Source organism: Gilliamella bombi (genome assembly GCF_900103255.1).
Taxonomy (GTDB): domain Bacteria; phylum Pseudomonadota; class Gammaproteobacteria; order Enterobacterales; family Orbaceae; genus Gilliamella; species Gilliamella bombi.
Genome location: NZ_FMWS01000014.1, coordinates 103444 through 127249, shown reverse-complemented (window position 1 = coordinate 127249; position 23806 = coordinate 103444). Strand labels below are relative to the sequence as shown.

The following is a 23806-nucleotide window of genomic DNA, read 5'->3' as shown; positions in this document are numbered from 1 at the left end:
TAACAAATGTGAGCCTAACTGTAAATAATTTTATTTAAGATTTTTCTTAATTTCTATAGCAAGCATTGGGTTCCACATGGCACCCGTAGCACTCATGACCGCATCTGCGCCATTATCGATAAACTGACGATAATGTTCACTAGAACTAACACCACCAACACCAACAATAACAAATTTTAGATCCATTTCTTTTCGATATTTAGCTAATCTACTTACCATATCTAAACCAGCCCAACGAATTGCATCTCCACAGACACCGCCTTCTTTTCTATTTTCCCCTAAGGCAGGATTACCTTTAGCATCAACTGGTTTAGCGGACAGTGTGTTAATTGTACTTAAGCCGTCGATAATAGAACCGACACGAGTCAATAAAGAAACGATCCTTTCATCATCAGGGAAATAGGCTAGTTTTAAAATAAGTGGGCGATCAGGAACAGCTGTTTTAATAGCGTTAACAATTCGTTCGACTTTATCTATATCAAAGCAAAGTAGTTTACTTGCTCCTTCGTTTGGGCAACTTAAATTTGCTTCAAGAATAGGTGCATTGGTTTCTCTAACTAATTTTGCAGCTAAAGCATAATCGATTTCTATTGCTTCATTGCTTTGCGTCCCCTGAAAACTACCAATTACATATTGCCCATGACCTGCAGATTTTACTGCATCAGCCATATCTGGTTGCCAAATATCTGGAGAAAAAGAAGGAACCCCAAAAGAGTTGGTAATTGATAGAGGTTGATTGTAAGCAGTATCAGCTAATACTGTATCTAAATTACACGATAATTTACCTTTAGGATGAACTGATAACACATTCGGTAATGGATGGCATTTATGTAGTTTTGTTCGAACTGTTTTATATACGCATAAATCAAATCCATAGGCAAATGCGGCTTTAATGTAGTTTGCATTTAGTAAAGGACCTGCCGGTATACCAAATGGTAAATTAACGTCATGGTTTAAAAATTTTGAAGATTTTGTTGGGATTTGCTCAGCTTTATCTAATTGTGTAAAAAGCCCAAATGGTCCTTGAGCATAATTATCTTCGTAGCTTATAGAAGGATTATAAAAAGGTGTTAAAGATTCCATACTATCTCCTGATCATGCATGTTCTTAAAGTGAAGTTGGGTATTAAGTTGTAATAAAAATTAAATGAATAAGGTTTTAGAGCCAAAAAAAATCCTCCATAAGGAGGATTAAGAAATAGGAACAATAGAGAGTAGAAAGATGGGGTAGATTCAGAACTGCCAATTGGAATTAAAAACATCAAGTTATTCTCTATTGTGTAAATTTGTACACATTTTATCTGAATAAAATTAAAGTTCAATATAAAAATCATAAAAATATTTAACTAAATGAAAAGGTTATAGTATTTTTTTCTAGATTTTAAATCATAGATCCGCCAATATAATCTCTCTAAAATACCCAAAATAAGCATGATCTTATCCTATTTATCGTGATAATTTTATAATTGCTTAATAACACTAAAAAAATTTCTGTCTAAAAAATGATACTTGTTGTTATTAATGTAGATAATCCATGTGGAGAGTAACTATTGTTAATGTTATCATAATTAAAAAGTTTAAATACTAGTGAGTAGGTATATAAAAATGAAAAATGAACATATTTTTAGTCCGATAACTTTACCTAATGGCGTTGAACTAAAAAATCGTATAATGATGGCCCCAATGACAACTTGTTCTGGTTTTTATGATGGTTCAGTTACTCAAGATCTAATTGAATATTATCGTGTACGATCTGGTGAAATAGGGACAATTATTGTTGAATGTGGATTTGTTGATAATAAAGGATTAGCTTTTCCTGGTGCAATTGGTTTAGATAGTGATGACAAAATTGAAGGATTAGCAAAGATTGCGAAGGCAATCAAAGAAAAAGGCTCCAAAGCGGTAATTCAAGTTTACCATGGAGGGCGAATGGTTGAGCCAAAATTAATTGGTGGACAATCGCCTGTGGGGCCAAGTGCAATAGCAGCACCACGCCCTGGTGCAGCAACACCAGTAGCACTAAGCGCTGATGAAGTCGATGAAATGATCGAAAAATTTGGCCAAGCAGTGCGACGCGCTATCCAAGCTGGATTTGATGGTGTTGAAATTCATGGTGCAAATACTTACCTTATTCAACAATTCTATTCACCAAATTCAAATCAACGAGATGATAAGTGGGGGGGAAGTCGTGATAATCGTACTCAATTTCCTTTAGCCGTCTTAGATATCACTCATAATATGGTAAAGCAATATGCATCCCCAGAGTTTATCGTTGGTTATCGTTTTTCTCCAGAAGAATTAGAAATCCCAGGCATTCGTTTTGATGACACAATGTATTTACTTGAAAAATTGGCCCTAAAAGGGCTTGATTATGTCCATTTCTCAATGGGAACAACGCTTAGATCATCGATTGTTGATACTCAAGATCCAACTCCATTAATTAAAAAATTTGTTGCGACGCGTTCACCAATTTTATCAAAAATTCCTGTTGTAGGTGTTGGTAATGTTGTTAACCAAAGTGATTTGGATAGTGCCATCGACAATGGCTATGATTTAGTTGCGGTTGGTCGAGCTTGCATTGCTTATCCTGATTGGGTTAGTCGCATAAAGAAAGGTGAAAAACTAGAGCTATTTATCAATAGTGATAAACGTGAAGATCTGAATATCCCAGAACCTCTATGGCATTTTTCTCTCGTTGAAAGTTTAATTCGTGATGTGAATCTTAATATTAAAAAATTCAAACCGGGAAATTATCAAGAAAAAGTTAATGACGAATCTTACGAATTCCTTATTAATGTGGAATTAGCTAAAGACTTTATAAAAGATATGGAATTGGTAAATGCTAAAGAGTTTGATAGTAACGTTCTAGATAATTTTTCGATCATTAAAAATAGAATTATTGATTCAAATAGCCCTCATGTTGATACCATTTCTGGCGCAACAACTCAATGCGAAGCCTTCAAAAAAGCTGTGACCAAAGCAATAGCCAAATCTAACAGAGAAGCGATTCTTGCGGAAGGTGGTGATCCTAATGACCAATCTTTTGATGTTGTGGTTGTTGGTAGTGGTGGTGCAGGGCTTACTGCTGCGATCCAAGCTCATGATCTTGGTGCAAATGTGGTTATTGTTGAACAAATGTCTGTAATTGGTGGTAATACCAATAAAGCTTCAGCTGGTATGAATGCGGCAGAAACCAAATTCCAAAAACTCAAAGGTATTACAGATAGTAAAGAACTCTTTTATAACGAAACGATGATAGGCGGAAAAAATAAAAATAACCCTGATTTATTACATTATTTTGTTGAAAATGCACCAAATGCCATTGATTGGTTAGATGAAAATGGTATTGAATTAAGTGGTATTACAACAACTGGTGGAATGAGTATTGATCGAACTCACCGTCCTGAAAGTGGTGCTGCAGTAGGTGGTTTCTTAATTAGTGGCCTAGTTAAAAACATCAATAAGCGTGGTATTGATGTTATGCTTGATACTGTAGTTACTGAAATTATGACAGAAAATAATAAAGTGGTTGGTGTTAAAGTTTCAGAAGAAGATGGCTCAAATCACGTAATAAAAACAAAAGTAGTTATTATTGCAACTGGTGGGTTTAGTGCCAATACCACAATGGTTGAAAAATATCGACCCGATCTTAAAGGTTTTGTCACCACTAATCACAAAGGCGCTACTGGTTCAGGCATTATGTTATTGGAAAAACTTGGTGCAGGAACCGTTGATATGGGAGAGATTCAAATCCACCCAACGGTTGAACAAACAACATCTTATTTAATATCTGAATCGATTCGAGGTGGAGGCGCAATACTTGTATCACAAAATGGTCAACGATTCGTTAATGAACTTGATACAAGAGATAAAGTTTCAGCTGAGATTATAAAATTACCTGAGCACTATGCTTATATCTTATTTGATCAGCAAGTCCGTAATGAAAACAAAGCAGTGGAAGAATATGTTTCAAATGAACTTGTATCACAAGCAAATACCATTGAGGAATTAGCACAAAAATTATCAATTGATACTAATACATTAACTAAAACTGTAAAGCGTTATAATCAGTTTGCTATTACCAAACAAGACAAGGATTTTGGTCGAACAACAGGTATACGTCATCCAATAGAAAAAGGTCCTTTTTATGCAATAAAGATCGCACCAGGTGTTCACCATACCATGGGGGGAGTGACAATCAACACCCAAACACAAGTCCTAGATGCTAATAAAAATATCATCCAAGGAGTCTTTGCCGCAGGCGAAGTTGTTGGTGGTGTACATGGTGCTAACCGTATTGGTGGCAATGCTGTTGCTGATATCATTATTTTTGGTAGACAAGCAGGTAAAAAGGCTGCTGATTATATTAAAAATTAAATTATTACAACTAGCTGAGCTTGTTTAATATGGTATGTTCGAGATATGAATATTCTCAAACTTTAATGGGAACAACGGTGTCATTAACGCTTTTAGAGCCAAATGAAGCCGTTGCACACACTGTTTTTCAAATTATAAAAATGCTTGAGGATAAATTGACTGTTAACCGGCTATTTTCAGAAGTTATGTCAATTAATTTAGCTGCGGGTAAACACCCAGTGACAGTGAGTCGACCTATTTTTTCCCTAATTGAACAAGCTCAAAAAGTCAGTCTGTATTTCAATAGTTGCTTTAATTTTGCTATTGGCCCATTAGTTAAGCTTTGGAAGATTGGTTTCCAAGGTTATCAAGTACCATCTGCTGAATTAATAAAACAACAACTATTGTTAATTGATCCTAAAAATGTCGAACTTGATACAAACACACATTCCGTTTTTTTAAAAAAAACTGGAATGGAAATTGATTTAGGTGCAATTGCTAAAGGGTATATTGCTGATATTGTCAAATTGGTTTTACTCGAAAATCAAGTGTATCAAGGTATTATTAACTTAGGTGGAAATGTATTAACTTTAGGTGAGTGTTTAACAGAACAAAGTGGTTATTGGAATATAGGATTAAGAAAACCGTTTTCAATTAGTGATGAGCTGTCTGGCGTTATTAAAGTTAAAAATAAATCAGTTGTCACATCGGGAATTTATGAGCGCTTTTTTATGCAAAATAATAAACTTTATCATCACATATTTAATCCCAAAACAGGCTATCCGTTGGACAACGAACTTGAAAGTGTGACAATAATTTCAGATTCTTCATTAGAAGGCGATATTTATTCGACTGTTTTTTATGGATGGGGGATTGAGAAAAGTAAGGCGTATTTGCGAAAGAATCAAAATTTATCAGCCATATTTTTGCTAAAAAATAAAACTATAGCATTAATAAATCCTGATAACTTTAGTTTTCAAAAAACCGATACTCAATACACTATAAAAATAGATTAATTATTCAATTTGCAATAAATGCGATTTTAGTTAACGATATAATTTTATTATTTTTTATGAATTTTTTTTAATTATACAAACATGAGCAATTATAAATAATAGCCAAACAAAGAATAGTATTATTGTCACTGAATTAAATCTTATAAATTAAATAATATTTAAGTTAAAAAGGAAAATATTATGAGCGTAGTAAAGAAACCACCAGTAAAATGGTTGCCACTTATCGTTATTGTGGTAATTTCAGCGATATTTTGGTTGTTTGTATCTCCACCTGAAGGTATTAGTCAAGAGGGTTGGCAAACCAGCATCATTTTTGTTGCAACAATTGCCAGTATTGTTGCCGAAATAATGCCAATTGGCGCAATTGGTCTATTAGCAATTACTGTTTTTGCTGTATTGAGACCATCTGGTGCAACAACAGCGACTGAGTCAATAAAAATCTCGTTAAGCGAATTAAATAGTAGTCTTATTTGGTTAATTGTTATTGCCTTTATGATCGCTCGTGGTTTTATCAAAACAGGTTTAAGTAAACGAATAGCCTATTATCTTGTTAAAATTTTGGGTAAAAATACCTTAGGACTTGCTTATGGTTTATCCGTTACTGATATTGCATTGGCACCAGCTATTCCAAGTACAACAGCACGTGCTGGCGGCGTTATTTATCCAATAGCGGAAGCACTAGCAATCAATTTTAAATCCAATCCCAAGGATGAATCAAGAAATCGCATAGGTACTTTTTTAATGCTAACTATTAGCCATGTAAATGATATCACCTCGGCAATGTTTCTAACGGCATTTACAGGAAATTTATTAGCAGCTAAATTAGTTACAACATCATTAAGTATTACATTAGGGTGGGGCCAATGGTTTGTTGCAGCAATTGCGCCATGTTTAGTTTCATTCGTTGTGATACCTTTGGTGATTTACTTTCTGACTAATCCAGAATTAAAAAGAACACCAGAAGCGCCAGAATTAGCGGCTGAAGAATTAAAGAAAATGGGGGTAATTACTGTTAAAGAAATCATTATGGGCGTTACTGTTGTACTTTTGTTAGCGCTTTGGATTTTTGGTAAAAATTTCGGTATTGATTCAACAACTACTGCGTTTATTGGCTTAACTATTTTGATCTTAACTGGTGTATTAAGCTGGGATGATATAAAAGGAGAAAAAGCTGCCTGGGACACATTAATTTGGTTTGCGGCATTACTTATGATGGCGGGGCAAGTTAATAAACTTGGTGTAACAAAATGGTTAGGGGACACAATAGGTGGAGCTGTACAAGGTCATTTAGGTGAAAGCAGTTGGGTATTAGTATTAGTTATTTTGTGTGTTGCCTATGTTTATTTACATTATTTCTTTGCAAGTGGAAATGCTCATATTGCTGCATTATTTCCCGTTTTCCTATCGATCGCTATTGCCTTAGGTGTACCAACTCTAACTGCAATTTTTGCGTTGGTTATTTGTACTAACTACTTTGGATCAATTACACAGTTTGCCAATGCTCGAAATCCACTATTATTTGCCGAAGGTTTTGTACCAGTAAAAACTTGGTGGAAAGTTGGGTTTATTTGTAGTGTTGTAAATCTAATTATCGTATTTACTGTTGGAATTTTATGGTGGAAGATAATAGGTCTGGATTAATTGTTATGTAACTATCCTCTAAAATAATACATATTCCACCTTGAATCATTAAAAAAGTTATAGGTACTGTGAATGTTAATCAATGAATTTTATAAGTGATGGTAGTAGAAATTAACGTCATTTCAGAACATTCAATGTAATAAAATGGCTTTAATTGTGAAGTGTTAGGTATTGATATTGCGGTCAGCTTACCAATAATTATCCGCTATTTGGATAAGCTGACTAAATATCATGGTCATCTAGTAAAAATATGAGTAGAGAAAAAAGAGACTATTTACTTAGTGAGATAATATTTCCCTTGATATGGCAAGAGCAGTTGTGAAATTTGGTGCATCAGTACGAATATCAACTCCATTTAATTCATCATTTTTAAATTGAAAATTTGAGGATAACATGCAAATAATTAAAAAATTATGTGATGACCTTAATTTGCCATATGGCGATCGATTTACTCAGGATTGGGCTTATGAGTTACCAGATCAATATAGAACAAAATATTGGTTAAATAAATATATTTTTGCATATCTATATAATGGATATTCTTCAATAGAAAAAAAAGAATTAATGATTTTATCTCTTGATGTTTGTAACGATTTAATTTCTTCGGGATTAAACCCTAATGATAAAGTTATTCAAAAGGTTTTAAATATTCTTTTTAACAATTATAAGGATTATGAGGATTTAATTAATTACTGGGCATTAGATAGTGCACCATTAACAGATTGTTTTACATTAACACCTATAATAAGAAAATTAAAATATCAAAATTATTTATAGAATTACTAAATTTTTTGTGCAGAATTTATTGGCACTACAAAGCGCCTTATTTTTAGGTATAATAATGGCTATTATATAGAATAGTGGAGTTGGTTTGATATGCGTTTTTATTAATAATTAATAATTTATTTTTTAAAATGGAAACCTAAGCTATCATAAAGCTTTTCCTTTCCAAGCGTTAATAGCTATCTATCTTTACCTTTTCATCACAATTAATGATATTAAAACAAAGCAAAACTATATTTTTCATCTATCAATGTTTAACAGTTAATTAGATATTGATGGTTATAAGATTTCAACATTAATTTTAGGTAATCGGCTTTTTATTTAACGACTATAGGTATTAAGATGAATTCATATTTATTACTTTTTTTTGCAATTATTTGTGAAGTTGTTGCAACTTCTTCATTAAAACTATCTGATGGATTTACCAATCTTATCTATTCCATCATTACCATTGTGGGCTATAGCGCTTCGTTTTATTTACTCTCATTAGCACTAAAAACTATTCCCGTAGGTATTGCTTATGCTATCTGGTCTGGAATTGGAATTGTATTAATAAGCTTAATTGCATGGGTTTTTCTAAAACAAACTTTAGATTTTGCAGCTTTAGTTGGTATGGGGTTTATTATGTTTGGTGTTGTGATTATTAATTTATTTTCAAAAGTATCAGGGCATTGATTAATCGTAAATTAACTATAGGATAAATCCAAATAAAACTGTTCAATCAAATGAATGAGATCAGATTAAAGTTAGGAAAGTATGAAATTTATTAATTGATATCATTCTCAATTTCAAATTCAATCTTTTTAATTGCTTGTTCACAGCGGTAAATTCGGTTATCAATTGCGGCGATTTTACTTTGATTGATAATTTCGGGCGATAGCTCTAGTTCGTATTTCATATTTTGTAGTCGGCGCAAGTAATCTAGGTGACGCATATGTTTTTGGGCTAAGGTTTCTGCAATAATATTTTGGAACCCTTTTTTGCGTAGGTTTTGGGTTGCTAGTTCACGCGTTAGGGCTGCAATTTGGTTAACTAACTTGTCAGATAAAAAAGTTATTTGTTCAACTTTTTCTAATTTTATGTTAGCAACTAATACTTGATAAGTTTGTTTGATTTTTTCAAGGTAAAACGTTTTATCTGTTACAACTTTATTAGTTTGAAATAGTTGCTCGTCAAAATAAGGTTCTTGAAATAGTTGCTCGTTTGCTAAATTAATTTGCTGTTCTAATTTGTCAATTTGTTTTTGTAGTATAGTGAGTAAATTTGCCATTGTGATTATTCTTTATAATAAGTTGAGCTATCATTGTCTTGACCGAAATAATCACCTAAATGTAATTTGGCTAGGTTGATAATTTTCATAAATGCTTCAAATGTTAATTTATTGTCATCTAAACTATTTTTTTCGGCAATAATTTTTTTAGCAATTAATTTTATTTTTAATTGGTTATAACAGTCAATTAAATTAAGTGGTAAGGGCGATAGAGCACGTTTTCCTAGCCAAAATATTCCTTGCAAAGGCATGCTTAAGGTGAATAGTATGGTTATTATTGTTACAGCAATTTGTGCCGGCATGAAATACTGCCAAAAGAGTAAGCCAATAATGATAGGAGGCAAGTATTTATTTGCGGTTTTTATGTAGTTAATAATTTTTAATTCAGGAAATGAATGTGTTAATTGTTTGTCTACTGGGCAAAGCTTCATATACCTTTGACCAGCTTTAAATGTGGTTATTAAATTCATATTATTGTGATTCCTCGACATTCACTTCTTATTGTCTTAAAATAGTGCCATTCAAATTGGGGACTCTCTCTATTTTATCTCAAAAAACAAGATATCAGAAGTCACCTTAGCGTAGTCACATTGATTTTAAATCATGTGTTGAGTTACCAATTTTGATTGGTATATGTCTTTATTATTCAATTTATAGGAATTACTATGTCATCAAGTAATAACGCTCTTGTTCTTAATTGCGGAAGTTCATCATTAAAATTTGCCATTATAAACCCTGAAAATGGTGATGAGTTTTTATCTGGTTTAGCTGAATGTTTTCATCTTCCTGATGCTCGTATTAAGTGGAAGCTTGATGGTGTTAAGAACGAAGCTTCTTTAGGCGCTGGTGCAGCACACAGTGAAGCAATTCGTTTTATTGTTAATAGCATCTTTCCACAAAAGCCAGAATTATTAGATAGCATTAAATCGATTGGTCACCGTATTGTTCATGGTGGCGAAAAATATACCCAGTCAGTTGTTATTGATGATTCAGTATTAAAAGGAATTGAAGAAGCATCTGCTTTTGCGCCGTTACATAATCCTGCACATTTAATCGGTATTCGTGAAGCATTTGCTGCGTTCCCACACCTAAAAACTAAAAACGTTGCAGTGTTTGATACTGCATTCCATACAACAATGCCAAAAGAAGCTTATCTATATGCTCTTCCAAACGAACTTTATACTAAACACGGTGTTCGTCGTTATGGTGCGCATGGCACTAGCCATTATTATGTTAGTCGCGAAGCTGCTAAATTATTAAATAAACCAGTTGACCAAACTAATGTTATTACTTGTCATTTAGGTAATGGCGCATCAATTACAGCTGTTAAAAATGGTAAATGTGTTGAAACTTCAATGGGTTTAACTCCGCTTGAAGGCTTGGTAATGGGTACACGTAGTGGTGATATCGATCCAGCGATTATGTTCTTCTTACATGATAACTTAAAAATGTCTGTTGCTGATATTAATAACCTTTTAAACAAAAAGTCTGGTTTATTAGGTTTAACGGGGGTGAGCAGTGACTGCCGTTATGTAACCGATAATTACGAAACAGATGAAAACGCTAAAAACTCTTTAGATGTGTTTGTTCATCGCTTAGTAAAATATATCGGTGGTTATGCTATGCTTTTAGATGGTCGTTTAGATGCTATCGTGTTTACTGGAGGTATCGGTGAAAACTCAGAAGAAGTGCGTCGTATGGCATTACAAAAATTAGGTATTCTTGGTTTTGAACTTGATCAAGAACGTAACCTTGCAGCTCGTTTTGGTAAGGGTGGCAAAATTACTAAAGATGGTTCAGCTATTGCGATGGTTATTCCAACCAATGAAGAACTTGTCATTGCTCAAGATGCTGCGCGTCTAACTGCTTAATAAATATTCAAAACCGCCTAAATGGCGGTTTGTTTTTATACAATAAAGATTTAAGAGGTAATAATTATGTCTCGTACAATTATGCTCATCCCAACTGGCACTAATGTCGGGTTAACAGGTGTGAGTCTGGGCGTTATTCGAGCTATGGAGCGTCAAGGTATTAATTTAAATGTGTTTAAACCTGTCGCGCAACCAAGAGCTGGTGGCGATGCGCCAGATAATACCACAACCCTAGTGAGCAACAATACATCAATTCCAACACTAAAACCGCTTAAAATGAGCCATGTTGAAAACCTATTAGGTTTAAATCAACAAGATGTGTTAATGGAAGAAATCGTTGCCCTTTATGCCGAAAATACTAAAGGAGCTGATGTTGTTTTAGTTGAAGGTATTGTGCCAACATCTGATTATCCTTTTGCTAATGAACTTAATAATAATATTGCTAAAACTCTTGGCGCCGAAATTATTTTTGTAGTTAATATGGGCAAAGATACGCCAGAACAACTTAGAGATCGTATTGAAATTGCTCGTTCTAACTTTGGTGGTATTAAAAATGATAAAATCGTCGGTGTGATTGTTAATAAAGTCAATGCGCCAGTTGAAGAGCAAAATCTTGCTCGTCCTGATGTTGCTGAAATTTATCATACCCCTAAATTTGATGATAAGAAAATTACTATCGATGATTTAAATGCACACAGTCCATTGCCTGTTCTTGGTTGTATTCCTTGGAATATTGATCTAAGTGCTTGTCGTGCTATAGATATTGCTAAGCATTTTGATGCAAAAATCATTAACGAAGGTTGTATTAAAAATCGTCGTATTAAACATGTGTCTTTCTGCTCTCGCAGCGTACCAAATATTATTAACCACCTACAACCAAATGCACTTTTAGTGACTTCTGCTGATCGTGCTGATGTGTTAGTTACTATCAGTTTAGCAGCAATGAATGGTGTGGCAATTGGTGGTGTACTCCTAACTGGTGGTTATGAAATCGACGATAAAATTGCAAAATTATGCCAACCAGCATTTGATACTGGTTTACCTGTATTTACGGTTAAAACCAACACTTTCCAGACATCAATTAGTCTACAACAATTTAATTTAGAAATTCCTGCTGACGATAAAGAACGTATGGAAAACACCCAAAATTATGTAGCTGATCATATTGATGCTAAATGGATTAAATCATTAAATGAAGTAGTGAATTCTGCACGTCGCTTGTCTCCTCCTGCATTTCGTTATCAATTAACTGAACTTGCACGTAATGCGAAAAAAGTAGTGGTATTACCAGAAGGTGACGAACCAAGAACAGTTAAAGCAGCTGCAATTTGTGCTGAACGTAACATTGCAAAATGTGTTCTTATTGGTAATCCTGACGAAGTGCGTAAAGTTGCCGCTTCACAAGGCGTGACTTTAGGTCAAGGAGTAGAGATCGTTGATCCTGAAAATATCCGTGAAAAATATGTTCCTCGCCTAGTTGAATTACGTAAAAACAAAGGGATGACTGAAGTTATTGCTCGTGAGCAATTGGCTGATAATGTCGTATTGGGTACCATGATGCTTGAAGCTAATGAAGTTGATGGTTTAGTTTCAGGTGCTGTACATACAACCGCTAATACTATTCGTCCACCGTTACAATTAATTAAAACTGCACCAGGCAGTTCCCTTGTTTCATCGGTGTTCTTTATGTTAATGCCTGATCAAGTATATATTTATGGTGACTGTGCAATTAATCCAGATCCAAACGCACAAGAGTTAGCCGAAATTGCCATTCAGTCAGCTGATACAGCAATCGCCTTTGGTATTGAACCTCGCGTTGCGATGATCTCATACTCAACAGGTAGTTCTGGTCAAGGTGCTGATGTTGAAAAAGTGAAAGAAGCAACTCGCATTGCTCAAGAAAAACGTCCTGATCTAATGATTGACGGCCCATTACAATATGATGCAGCGGTAATGCCTGATGTAGCTAAATCAAAGGCGCCTAATTCACAAGTTGCAGGTAAAGCTACTGTATTTATTTTCCCTGATCTTAATACAGGTAATACTACATATAAAGCAGTACAACGTTCAGCTGATCTTGTTTCGATTGGTCCTATGCTACAGGGCATGCGTAAACCTGTGAATGATTTGTCTCGTGGTGCATTAGTTGACGATATTGTCTACACTATTGCATTAACCGCAATTCAATCAGCACAAGAACAAAATGCTACAAAATAAGTTTAGCAAAACGTTTTAACGATTTATAAAAGGTGATGCAATATCACCTTTTTTAATTAAATTTAACCAAGTAATGAGTTTTAAAAGCTTGAGTTATAAAGATTCAGTTTTAAAGTATTTTGTTCTAGAAATTTGAGACAAGGTCTTCAAAAACTTATTTTAAGTCAATTCCATGCATTCAACGTTGATAAAAACAATAAATAATAAAAATTTATAAATGATGTTATCCCTTCATGTTGGTTTTTAATAGTGTTAATAACATTTCCATAAATTGTTCTTTATCACCTTGTAATGTTGAAAAAAAATCTTTATCTATTTGTTCAACTAAAGGTACAGTTTCATTTGCTTTATTCAATCCTTTTTGTGTTAATTGAATGGATTTTGCTCGACTATCTTTAATTGAGCAAGAGCGTTTTATATAATCCTTTTTTTCTAAATTCTCTAATATTTGGGAAATTGTCATCACATCGATATTTGTTTTATTTGATAAAATAATTTGTGTTATTTCATCTAGTCGCTGTGATAGATAAGCAAGCGTTGCAAGCACTATAAATTGAGGATGAGTGATAGACTGTTTTTTCAAGCAATTTTTGATATTCGTATGCCAGGACGAATAAGTTTTCATAAAAATAAAACCAATAGATTCAGAATCAGTTTGGAATTGAGTCAAAAACTTATTGTCCTTTGTCATAATTTACCCTTCAACTAAGCCATTTAATTTGTAAGTTTTATCTATAATATCATCTGAAATCTGTTTTATAAAATCATAGGATGCTTTAGTATCCATTTTTGGATCCGGTTTTAGAGAAATTTCTGATTTTAATGCATATTGATTATGCGATATTTCAATAATTTGATGTGAGAAAAACAGTAAACCTATTTCAGGCATATCAAATTGCTCTGTAAATTCTTGCTTATCAATAATCTTTGATAAAGTCACTTCCATTTCCGGTATATTTTGTAATTTGAAAATACCTTTAGACCCTGTTTTTAAGTCACCAAATATACGAAAGTCTTCAAGATCAGTTTCCCATAATTTTCTTAAATTAAGATCAGTATAGTATTGCCAAATTTGAGTTGGCTTAGCTTTGGTTGGTAATATGAAAGAAATTGAAATGGTATTCATAGCGTCTCCTTTTGATAAGTTAACTTATTATAAGTCTACTTATTAATTAAGTAAAGAGAATTTAATTTTTTTGATTTGTTGACCTATTACAAGGTTAATTTGATGACCATGATATTGAATTCTGTAATAAGATGATTTCAAAATTATTAATAATATAAAATATTTATAATTGTTTTTAATTAATGCTCTCAATTTAATTGGTAAATGGTACAATATCAGCCTGATTTTGTATTAGTTCATAGTTTAGGAATAAAATTGATGAAAAAAGACATCCACCAACAGCGCATATTAATCCTCGATTTTGGTTCACAAGTTACTCAATTAATTGCTCGACGTATTCGTGAAATTGGTGTGTACTGTGAACTTTGGCCGTGGGATGTATCAGAAGAGAAAATCAAACAATTTAATCCTAAAGGTATTATTTTATCAGGTGGTCCTGAAAGTACCACCGATGATAATAGTCCTCGTGCTCCCGAGTATGTTTTTAATGCTGGCGTACCTGTTTTGGGTATTTGTTATGGCATGCAGACTATGGCAATTCAAGTTGGTAAAGGCGGTCAAGTCACTGGCTCTAACCAACGTGAATTTGGTTATGCTAAAGTGGATCTTATTGGATCGTCAAAATTAACTGATGGTATTTTGGATAGTACAAGCGAACAAGGCATTAATCAACTTGATGTCTGGATGAGCCACGGTGACAAAGTAACAACCTTGCCTGATTGTTTTACACTAATTGGTCGTACTGAAACTTGTCCATTTGCTATTATGGCTAATGACGAAAAACAATTTTATGGTGTTCAATTCCACCCAGAAGTGACTCACACTGTTAAAGGTTTCGAGTTATTGCAACGTTTTGTGATTGATATCTGTCACTGCGAAAAACTTTGGACACCATCTTCAATTATTACCGATGCTATTGCTCGAATTAAAGAACAGGTTGGCAATGACAAAGTATTACTTGGCTTATCAGGAGGGGTTGATTCTTCTGTTACAGCATTGTTATTACACCAAGCTATCGGAGATCAATTAACTTGTGTATTTGTTGATCATGGTTTGTTACGTTTGAACGAAGCTCAACAAGTTATGGATATGTTTGGTAATAAATTTGGCTTAAATATCATAGCTGTAAATGCTGAAGATCGCTTTTTAGCTGCACTAAAAGGTGAAGCAGATCCTGAAGCAAAACGTAAAATTATCGGGCGTGAATTTGTTGCTGTATTTGATGAAGAGGCGGCAAAATTAAAAGATGTAAAATGGTTAGCTCAAGGTACTATCTATCCAGATGTTATTGAATCGGCTGCTGCTGATACTGGCAAAGCCCATGTAATTAAATCACATCATAATGTAGGCGGATTACCAGAAGATATGAAAATGGGCTTAGTTGAGCCACTGCGCGAATTATTTAAAGATGAAGTTCGTAAAGTGGGTTTAGAACTTGGATTACCTTATGACATGCTTTACCGTCATCCATTTCCTGGTCCAGGTCTTGGCGTGCGCGTACTTGGTGAGGTTAAAAAAGAGTATTGCGACTTGTTACGTCAAGCTGATGCTATTTTTATTGAAGAACTTTATAAAGCTAATCTATACCACAAAGTAAGTCAAGCCTTTACTGTGTTCTTACCTGTTCGTTCAGTAGGTGTAATGGGGGATGGTCGTAAATATGATTGGGTTGTATCCTTGCGTGCAGTTGAAACCATCGATTTTATGACGGCTCATTGGGCTCAGTTACCTTATGATTTCCTAGGACGAGTTTCAAATCGAATTATCAACGAAGTTAATGGTATTTCTCGTGTCGTATATGATATAAGCGGAAAACCGCCAGCGACTATTGAATGGGAATAATTGTATTTAATATCACGTAATCTCATATTGTCTTTTTTTGTTATTTTAAGCCTTGTTTGTCAAGGCTTTTTAACCTCATTTAATCCCACTTAGACTCAACTTTTTTAGAGGTATCTTTAATCAGGAATAAATACACTAACAAAAACTAAGTTTAAATTAGTAAAACAAAAGGAAAAAATAAAAATTCCATTTTGATTGTATGTTACATTTTCTAAAATTGGGATAAACCCTTTTTCAAATTAGGTATTTGATAAGCGCATTATTTACTAGAATTATTTACAATAATTTGAGAAACTACTGTAATAAATATACATAAAAAAACAAAACTAACGCCTTATCACAGACAAGAGATATGGTGCTTATATCACAAAGAAAAAATAACGGTGACTGATTAGGCAAAATATCTGATTAAGTTTGAACTACCGCAAATTAATAGCTTACAAAGTCCTGTTACAATATAGCTTAAATCTAAGATATTTCTTTAGAATCAACACATACACCAGAATGTATCATACCAAAATCTTGCTTATAATGGCGTCCCCTACAGGATTCGAACCTGTGACCTACGGCTTAGAAGGCCGTTGCTCTATCCAGCTGAGCTAAGGAGACTTAGATAGGTTTTTTATTTAGATGTTGTATATTATATAAAGCTATTTCGATACGTCAATGATTTTTAATGGCCTATTATATCGGATTGATAAAATATCATCAATTTGGTTTTTTATTAGAGTCGTTGATGTTTTGTATTAATCATAAAATTTCTTTACATTTTTAACTATTAGCAAATTATATAATAGGCCTATGTAATTAAATGTCGAATATTGTTGTTAATAATATTCAGTTTTTTATACATTCTAGTAATTAATTTTGGTATAGTAATATCTAGGCTATGATTTAGTTAAATGATGACTTATAATGCTTTTTTAGCAATCTTTTCCAGTAGACAGTTATTATGACTCCCGAATTGTCCTTTAAGGTATCTTTTATCAACTGAAAGATGAAAATAGAGCCTAAAAGATTATTAGAGAAATAATTTCTTTAACTTTTTGTTTTATTTTTATAAAATACAATAGACGTTGCTATTACCGAACCAATTAATAATATACCACTTAATACAAAATTGCTTTGCCATCCCAGATAATCAAAAAACAATCCGCCTATCGTTGAACCTATCGCAATTGATGATTGAATTACTGCAACCATTAGTCCTCCACCAATTTCTGCATCTTTGGGTAATGTTTGTGCTATCCATGCCCACCACCCAGTTGGTGCGGCCGTAGCAAACAATCCCCATAAACTGAATAAAGTAGCTACAGTCCAGATGTGACTACTAGTTAAAAATAAACCTATGATAATAACAGTCATTATTAAAGAAATCATCATTAGTGTTTGATAGAGTTTAGTTTTCAGAAAGGTTGCAATTACCATTGTTCCAATAAAACCAGCGACACCTATAGCAAGTAAAATTAAAGATAGATTAAAATTATCTACCTTAGCCACTGTTTCTAGAAAAGGGCGCACATAGGTGAATAAAGTAAACTGTCCCATGAAAAATAATCCACATGCCAGTAAGCCTATAGATAGAATTGGTTTTTTTAGCAGTTGAAGCATAGGCTTGTTAGGTTGATTTTCTTTATAGGTTTTCATAGTAGGCAGGCTAATGTATTGCCAAATAAATGCAAAAATAGCAAGGGGAATGATACAAATAAATGCTCCACGCCAGCCTATTGTTTCTCCTAAGTAGCTTCCCAGTGGTGCGGCTATAATTGTCGCAAGAGCATTACCGCCATTGAAAATAGCTAGAGCCTTAGGTACTTGATGGTGTGGCACCAAACGAATGGCCGTTGCAGCTGACATTGACCAGAATCCACCGATAGCAATACCAATCAGTGCTCTTCCCAGAATATAAACCATGTAATAGGATGTGATAGCGATAACTAGCCCGGATAAAGCCATTAAAAACGTAAAAAATAGTAACAGTAGTTTTCGATCTAAGTTTCCTGTAAATTTATGAATGGTCAGACTAGTTAGTACTGCTAGTATACCTGATATAGCAATACCTTGACCTGCTTGTCCATCGGTAATTTGTAAATCTCTGGCAATAGATGTCAGCAGGCTTACAGGTAAAAATTCTGAAGCAATTAATACAAAAACGCATAGCGTCATAGAAAATATACCGCTCCAGTGTGTGTATGTTTTATTGTTTGGTATATTGAGATTTTTTTTAGACATTATAGCTCTATCCTCATACCTTTTTAACCGGCCGATTTGCATTAAGGGCAAATGTTGTTTCTGGATATAGTAGTAATAAAGTTAATAAAAACATAATATTATAAATAACATTTTTGTCATTTATATAATAATAAAAGCCATCAGTAAATACAGCTAATTTTGTTAGGATGGCTAATATCTATCCTTATAATTTTAAGTTGGTCTTAAAAAACTGTTCAAATTTAGTAAATGGTATTTTTCCTGTGATATTGTCATATAAATCGACATGATTTGCCTCAGAAACAATTACCAATTCTTTTTCCTTGCCGCCGACCATTTTATAAGCATCCTCAGCAAAATAACGAGAATGAGCCTTTTCACCAGTAACAATTAATGTGGGAATAGTAATTTCATTTGCATAGCTTAGTAGTGGCATATTCATAAATGAAAGAGGCATTGTTGCATTCCAAGCTCCAACCGAATTAATAGAACGAGGATGAAAACCACGAGGCATTCGGTAGTAATTATAAAACTCTTTCAACACTGGAGGCGGATTTCCTGGTAATGTTTCTGGCAAAATACGTTTAGAAGCACTGACTTTACCTTTCTCATCGACATAAATATCATGTCCACCTAATGTAGGAATACCTGTTTTAGCATCTTCCCAACGTTGTTCGTTCAGATATTGTAAAACAGAATGTCGATCAGCTGTTGAATAACGATCTTTCCCATCACCAACTCCATGCCCCATTGCACGACTCATATCGTACATTACACTCGTTGCAACAGCCTTTACACGAGTATCCATTGCTGCACTGTTTAATGCCATACCGCCCCAGCCACAAATGCCGAGCAGTCCAATACGATTACGATCCACTTCTTTTTGTAGACCAAGAAAATCAACTGCAGCACTAAAATCCTCGGTATTGATATCGGGAGAAGCAACATTACGTGGGTAGCCACCACTTTCTCCGGTATAAGATGGATCAAAAGCCAACGTAATAAAACCTTGTTCGGCTAGTGTTTGAGCGTATAGCCCGCTCGCTTGTTCTTTTACTGCACCAAAAGGGCCGCTAATTGCGATTGCAGCTAATTTGCATTCATTTTGATTTTTGGGAATATAAAGATCGCCGACTAATATAATTCCATAACGGTTCTGAAAGGCGACTTTACGGTGATTAACTTTTTTCCTTTTAGGAAAGGTCTTGTCCCATTTTTCGAACAGTGATAAAGGTGAAATTTGATTTATCTTATCAGTACTCATAGTTATAACCCCACTTATTGGTGTGAATAGTATAGTAGTAGGTGGAACAAATTTTGCTAAAAGCTCTTGTTAATCATTTCTTTTACTGATTTAGGTTATATTTAGATAACACAGCAGAAATTGTACTAGTAATTATTATAATTAATATTAATAGTATTGATTAGTGGGGAAAAAATGCTAAGATTAATACTAAATTGTTATAAATAAGAGTAAAAAAATACTTTGCTAACTAAGCGAGAAAACTACAATGATCTTTACCTGTTTATGATTGTTGTACAGGAAGGAAGCTTTACCGCTGCAGCAAAACGGCTTGGGCTTGCACAATCAGGGATAAGTCGTTCTATCCGTGAGCTTGAAAAGCGCCTTGGTTTACAGCTTTTGGTTCGCACAACGCGCAAATTATCTCTGACGCAGGCGGGTGGACAATTTTATCAAAAAGTACTGTCTGGATTTGATGCATTAAATGACGGACTAACCTCTCTAGCTTATTATCGTAATACTCCATCAGGTACTGTTCGCATCAATGCTAGCCAGCATGTTATAGATAAAGTGCTATTACCTAAGTTAGCGGTATTTCAACAACTTTATCCTGATATCCGATTGGAACTTATCAATGAAAGCAGGTTTGTTGATATTATTTCTGAGCGATTTGATGCAGGTGTGCGCCTAGGTCCAGAAATTAACGATGGCATGGTTGCTGTACGTATTTACCCAGATATGGAAATGGCAATTGTTGGCACTCCCGACCACTTTCGTCGCTATGGATTTCCACAAATACCAGCAGATTTAGTGACACATCCTTGCATTGCATATCAGTTTGGTGACGGAAGTTTGTACTCGTGGGAGCTTTATCAAGATGGCGAAAAAATTACCCACCGACCTGAGGGAAAATGGGTTTTTGCTGATAGTTATTTGGAAGCTAAAGCTGCTCGCTTGGGATTGGGGTTAGCCTATGTACCAGAAGAATTGGTAGCGGATGATATAGAAAAAGGCGTTTTCATTAGAGTGCTACAGCGTTTTAGTCTTAAGCTCGAAGCATCGTATATCTATTACCCTAATAGAAATATATCTCCTGCGCTACGAGCTGTTATTGACGCATTGAAAATTTAAAGGGAGATTAAATTGTCTACATTTGATTATTTGTAATAGTCCTTATTTAATTTGATATTTGAGTTATTTTATAACGCAAAAGGGGATGCCAGAAATGAATCAAAAAACAAAAATCATTAAACCTAAATTAGGACTTTAAAAATAAAATTATTGCCACTAACTTCTTGTCTTAATTATTACTTTTTAATTGGAGCGGGAAACGAGGTTCGAACTCGCGACCCCGACCTTGGCAAGGTCGTGCTCTACCAACTGAGCTATTCCCGCATAGGTAAAAAGTGGTGCCCGGGGCGAGACTTGAACTCGCACGGCCAAAAAGGCCGAGGGATTTTAAATCCCTTGTGTCTACCGATTTCACCACCCGGGCTCAAAATTAATTACTAAAAAGTAATTTGTTTTGAATGCTGTGCATTTTACCGATCTTATGGTTTCAGTCAATAAAAATTTTAAATAAATCGTTTAATTGCTCAATGTTTGACTGATTAACAATTTAAATAGAAGTTATTGGTTGATTTTGAAGGGGATGAGTAATTTTGTTTACTAGAATTTATCAACAAAATTACTCGAATAAAAACATGCTTAGGTAGAAATATTAACTAAAAGTTATTATTCTTCTAATAAATCGCTATGTGCTATCCATAAATATTGCAACATTGATAATAGCGTTAATACTGTTGCAATAAACAATGCTGCAAGACCTGCGTAAATAACAATGTCACAAGGGCGCCAAAGTAGCCAAGTTAATGCTGTCATTTGTGCTATCGTTTTGATTTTCCCAATTGACGAAACAGCTACATTGTTACGTTTACCAATTTCAGCCATCCATTCCCGTAAGGCCGATATTATAATTTCTCGTGAAACAATAATAATTGCAGGGATTGAGATCCACCATGATTGATAATATTGTGTAATTAAAACAAGCGCTATTGTTACTATGATTTTGTCGGCGACTGGATCTAAAAATGCGCCAAACTTGGTTGTCTGTCCTAGACGGCGAGCAAGATAACCATCTAATACATCAGTCACGGCCGCAATTAAAAAAATTAATGCAGAGAAAAAACCAGACCATTCATGAGGGAACAAATAAAATGCCAGCACAAAAAAAGGAATTAAAATAACTCGAAATAGTGTTAAAAATGTTGGAAAATTAATTTTCATGTGACAAAAGCTCTTTTTTTATTTTATTAATCAATGCATTATAGATTAATAAAAAACAGTATTTTCTTAATGATTATGTTGCCTGAAATATGTTATTTTTTCAATGGGTTATTGTTGTAAATTTAGATAAATTTTTTCAGCTAATTGTTTTGATATACCTTGTACTTGCGCTATTTCATCAATACTGGCATTTTTTAACTCTCTTAATCCACCAAAATGTTTCAGTAGTGCTTGACGCCTTTTAGCGCCAATACCTTCAATATGTTCTAAGGCGCTGTCGGTTAATTGTTTTGTCCCTTTTTTACGTTGACCAACAATAGCATGATCATGTGATGCATTTCTTATTTGCTGAATGAGTAATAGTGCAGGGGAGTGATCATCAAGATAATGTCCTGTACCATGAGCTTCAAAAAAGAGGGTTTCTAATCCTTCTTTACGATCAGCTCCTTTAGCAACACCAATTAGTATAGGATGATTTTTGTTCCAATTTACCTCTAATTGTTCAAATACCTTTAGAGCTTGATTAAGTTGCCCTTTACCACCGTCAATAAAAATAATATCAGGAACTTTTTCATCGGGTAGTTCTTTTTTACTGTAACGACGCGTTAAGACTTGTTCCATTGCCGCATAATCATCGCCAGGTGTGATACCAGTAATATTATAACGACGGAATTCAGATTTAACAGGTCCTTTATCATCAAATACAACACAAGATGCAATCGTGTTTTTACCCATAAAGTGGCTGATATCAAAACATTCCATTCGGTTAATTTTATCGATTCCCAAAAAAGATTTTAATGCGTCATATCGTTGTTTTATTGTGGAATTTTCTAATAGCTTATTTTTAACTTCAGTTTGAGCGTTTACTGTTGCAATATTGAGTAATTTAAGATTATCTCCTTTAGGTTCATCAATGAGTTTAACTTGATGCTCTGCAATAAGTGACAGTGTCTCTTCCATTGGTTGTTTATCTGATAATGAAAAATTAAGTAAAATTTTTCTCGGAATATTTCTATTCTGATTACCTTGTAGATAAAATTGTCCTAAAAAAGTTTCTATAACTTCTTCTAGTTCTGTATTTGATGGTACTTTAGGAAAGTATGATCGATGACCAAAAGTTTGCCCATTACGAATAAACAGTACATAGATACAAGCTAATCCTAATTCATAATGGAATCCAATAACATCAAGATTATCATTATTATTGTATATTGCTTGTTTTTCATTGATATGCTTTATTGCTTGTAGTTGATCACGCAAAACTACTGCTTTTTCAAAGTTGAGTTCGCTACTAGCTTTTTGCATATCTTCAGTTATTTTTTGTATTATCTGATCTGATTGACCATATAAAAATAATCTAACATAGTTAACTTGTTCTAGGTAATCTTCATCACTGACTAATCCAGACACACAAGGCCCTAAGCAACGTTTAATCTGATATTGTAGGCAGGGGCGAGTTCGGTTGCGATAGGTTGAATTTAAACACTGTCTTATTGGAAATGTTTTTTGTAATAAAGCCAATATTTGCTTTACTGCATATCCACTTGGATAAGGGCCAAAAAATTCATCTTTTTTTCGATTGACCGCACCACGATAAAGAGACAATTGCGGATGTTGTTCTTTGCTTAACTTTATAAATGGGTAACTTTTGTCATCTTTTAACAGTACATTGTATCGTGGTTGATACTTTTTAATATAAGTCTGTTCAAGCAGTAAGGCTTCGGTTTCGGTATTGGTAATTGTAAATTCAATATGATGGATATGACTAACGAGCATATCCGTTTTTAGCGTTTTTTTACTATTATTAAAGTAACTTTTTAAACGATTATTAAGATCTTTAGCCTTTCCCACATAAATAATCGTCTGTTTATCATTAAACATTTGATAAATTCCCGGCTTATGTGGGACTGTTTTTAAAAAAGATGCTGAATCAAATTGGCTCATA

The 23806-nt window shown here is 33.9% G+C and carries 18 protein-coding genes and 3 tRNA genes; 9 read left to right on the top strand and 12 right to left on the bottom strand.

The annotated features are described in order from the left end of the window. Positions 1–30: 30 nt before the first annotated feature. Positions 31–1083, bottom strand: a complete 1053-nt coding sequence (locus tag B9N71_RS03135) for a beta/alpha barrel domain-containing protein (protein WP_085164072.1) — start codon at positions 1081–1083, stop codon at positions 31–33. Between the two features lie 521 nt (positions 1084–1604). On the opposite strand from B9N71_RS03135, the gene B9N71_RS03130 reads away from it, so the two are divergent. From B9N71_RS03130 to B9N71_RS03110, 5 genes are all read left to right on the top strand, one after another. Continuing rightward, positions 1605–4376, top strand: coding sequence for a flavocytochrome c (locus B9N71_RS03130; protein WP_085164071.1), 2772 nt, complete (start codon positions 1605–1607; stop codon positions 4374–4376). 29 nt (positions 4377–4405) lie between these two features. Continuing rightward, positions 4406–5371 carry an FAD:protein FMN transferase gene (locus B9N71_RS03125; RefSeq protein WP_085164070.1) on the top strand — a complete coding sequence of 322 codons (966 nt, stop codon included), beginning with the start codon at positions 4406–4408 and terminating at the stop codon, positions 5369–5371. Between the two features lie 180 nt (positions 5372–5551). Further along, positions 5552–7012, top strand: coding sequence for a DASS family sodium-coupled anion symporter (locus B9N71_RS03120; RefSeq protein WP_085164069.1), 1461 nt, complete (start codon positions 5552–5554; stop codon positions 7010–7012). Positions 7013–7405: 393 nt separating this feature from the next. Then, positions 7406–7789 carry a hypothetical protein gene (locus B9N71_RS03115; RefSeq protein ID WP_085164068.1) on the top strand — a complete coding sequence of 128 codons (384 nt, stop codon included), beginning with the start codon at positions 7406–7408 and terminating at the stop codon, positions 7787–7789. A 348-nt stretch (positions 7790–8137) separates the two neighbouring features. Continuing rightward, positions 8138–8470, top strand: a complete 333-nt coding sequence (locus B9N71_RS03110; RefSeq protein WP_034910602.1) for a DMT family transporter — start codon at positions 8138–8140, stop codon at positions 8468–8470. A gap of 91 nt (positions 8471–8561) precedes the next feature. On the opposite strand, the gene priC is transcribed toward B9N71_RS03110, so the two are convergent. Beyond that, positions 8562–9065 carry a primosomal replication protein PriC gene (gene priC / locus B9N71_RS03105; protein ID WP_065589141.1) on the bottom strand — a complete coding sequence of 168 codons (504 nt, stop codon included), beginning with the start codon at positions 9063–9065 and terminating at the stop codon, positions 8562–8564. Between the two features lie 5 nt (positions 9066–9070). Beyond that, positions 9071–9535: a terminus macrodomain insulation protein YfbV gene (gene yfbV, locus B9N71_RS03100; protein ID WP_167370046.1), complete on the bottom strand. Its 465-nt coding sequence runs from the start codon at positions 9533–9535 to the stop codon at positions 9071–9073. 195 nt (positions 9536–9730) lie between these two features. On the opposite strand from yfbV, the gene B9N71_RS03095 reads away from it, so the two are divergent. Beyond that, positions 9731–10936, top strand: coding sequence for an acetate kinase (locus B9N71_RS03095; protein ID WP_085164066.1), 1206 nt, complete (start codon positions 9731–9733; stop codon positions 10934–10936). Positions 10937–11002: 66 nt separating this feature from the next. Next, positions 11003–13153, top strand: coding sequence for a phosphate acetyltransferase (gene pta / locus B9N71_RS03090; RefSeq protein ID WP_065589138.1), 2151 nt, complete (start codon positions 11003–11005; stop codon positions 13151–13153). Positions 13154–13376: 223 nt separating this feature from the next. On the opposite strand, the gene B9N71_RS03085 is transcribed toward pta, so the two are convergent. Together B9N71_RS03085 and B9N71_RS03080 are read right to left on the bottom strand one after the other, a co-directional pair. Beyond that, on the bottom strand, positions 13377–13844 hold the full coding sequence (locus B9N71_RS03085; protein ID WP_065589137.1) for a MarR family winged helix-turn-helix transcriptional regulator: 468 nt from the start codon (positions 13842–13844) through the stop codon (positions 13377–13379). A gap of 3 nt (positions 13845–13847) precedes the next feature. Then, a complete protein-coding gene (locus tag B9N71_RS03080) occupies positions 13848–14279 on the bottom strand; it encodes an SRPBCC family protein (RefSeq protein WP_085164065.1) in 432 nt (143 codons plus the stop codon). Between the two features lie 258 nt (positions 14280–14537). Between B9N71_RS03080 and guaA the strand changes: the two genes are divergently transcribed. After that, positions 14538–16121 carry a glutamine-hydrolyzing GMP synthase gene (gene guaA / locus B9N71_RS03075; RefSeq protein WP_065589135.1) on the top strand — a complete coding sequence of 528 codons (1584 nt, stop codon included), beginning with the start codon at positions 14538–14540 and terminating at the stop codon, positions 16119–16121. A gap of 532 nt (positions 16122–16653) precedes the next feature. Here the strand turns inward: guaA and B9N71_RS03070 are convergent. From B9N71_RS03070 to B9N71_RS03060, 3 genes are all read right to left on the bottom strand, one after another. Next, positions 16654–16730: transfer RNA gene (locus tag B9N71_RS03070), tRNA-Arg, on the bottom strand. Positions 16731–17159: 429 nt separating this feature from the next. Continuing rightward, positions 17160–18353 (bottom strand): MFS transporter, encoded by a 1194-nt coding sequence (locus tag B9N71_RS03065; protein WP_085164064.1) that lies wholly within the window; start codon positions 18351–18353, stop codon positions 17160–17162. A gap of 184 nt (positions 18354–18537) precedes the next feature. Beyond that, positions 18538–19629, bottom strand: a complete 1092-nt coding sequence (locus B9N71_RS03060) for an alpha/beta hydrolase (protein WP_085164063.1) — start codon at positions 19627–19629, stop codon at positions 18538–18540. Positions 19630–19818: 189 nt separating this feature from the next. Here B9N71_RS03060 and B9N71_RS03055 point away from each other — a divergent pair, with 189 nt between their 5' ends. Next, positions 19819–20706 carry a LysR family transcriptional regulator gene (locus tag B9N71_RS03055; protein ID WP_085164062.1) on the top strand — a complete coding sequence of 296 codons (888 nt, stop codon included), beginning with the start codon at positions 19819–19821 and terminating at the stop codon, positions 20704–20706. Positions 20707–20894: 188 nt separating this feature from the next. Here the strand turns inward: B9N71_RS03055 and B9N71_RS03050 are convergent. The 4 genes from B9N71_RS03050 to uvrC form a co-directional block, all read right to left on the bottom strand. Beyond that, positions 20895–20970, bottom strand: a tRNA-Gly gene (locus B9N71_RS03050). Between the two features lie 12 nt (positions 20971–20982). Further along, positions 20983–21070: transfer RNA gene (locus tag B9N71_RS03045), tRNA-Leu, on the bottom strand. A 239-nt stretch (positions 21071–21309) separates the two neighbouring features. Then, a complete protein-coding gene (gene pgsA / locus B9N71_RS03040) occupies positions 21310–21861 on the bottom strand; it encodes a CDP-diacylglycerol--glycerol-3-phosphate 3-phosphatidyltransferase (RefSeq protein ID WP_034913104.1) in 552 nt (183 codons plus the stop codon). Between the two features lie 108 nt (positions 21862–21969). Beyond that, the gene (uvrC, locus tag B9N71_RS03035; RefSeq protein ID WP_085164061.1) at positions 21970–23805 is read right to left on the bottom strand and encodes an excinuclease ABC subunit UvrC; all 1836 of its coding nucleotides are present in this window, start codon (positions 23803–23805) and stop codon (positions 21970–21972) included. Between the last annotated feature and the right edge of the window lies 1 nt (position 23806).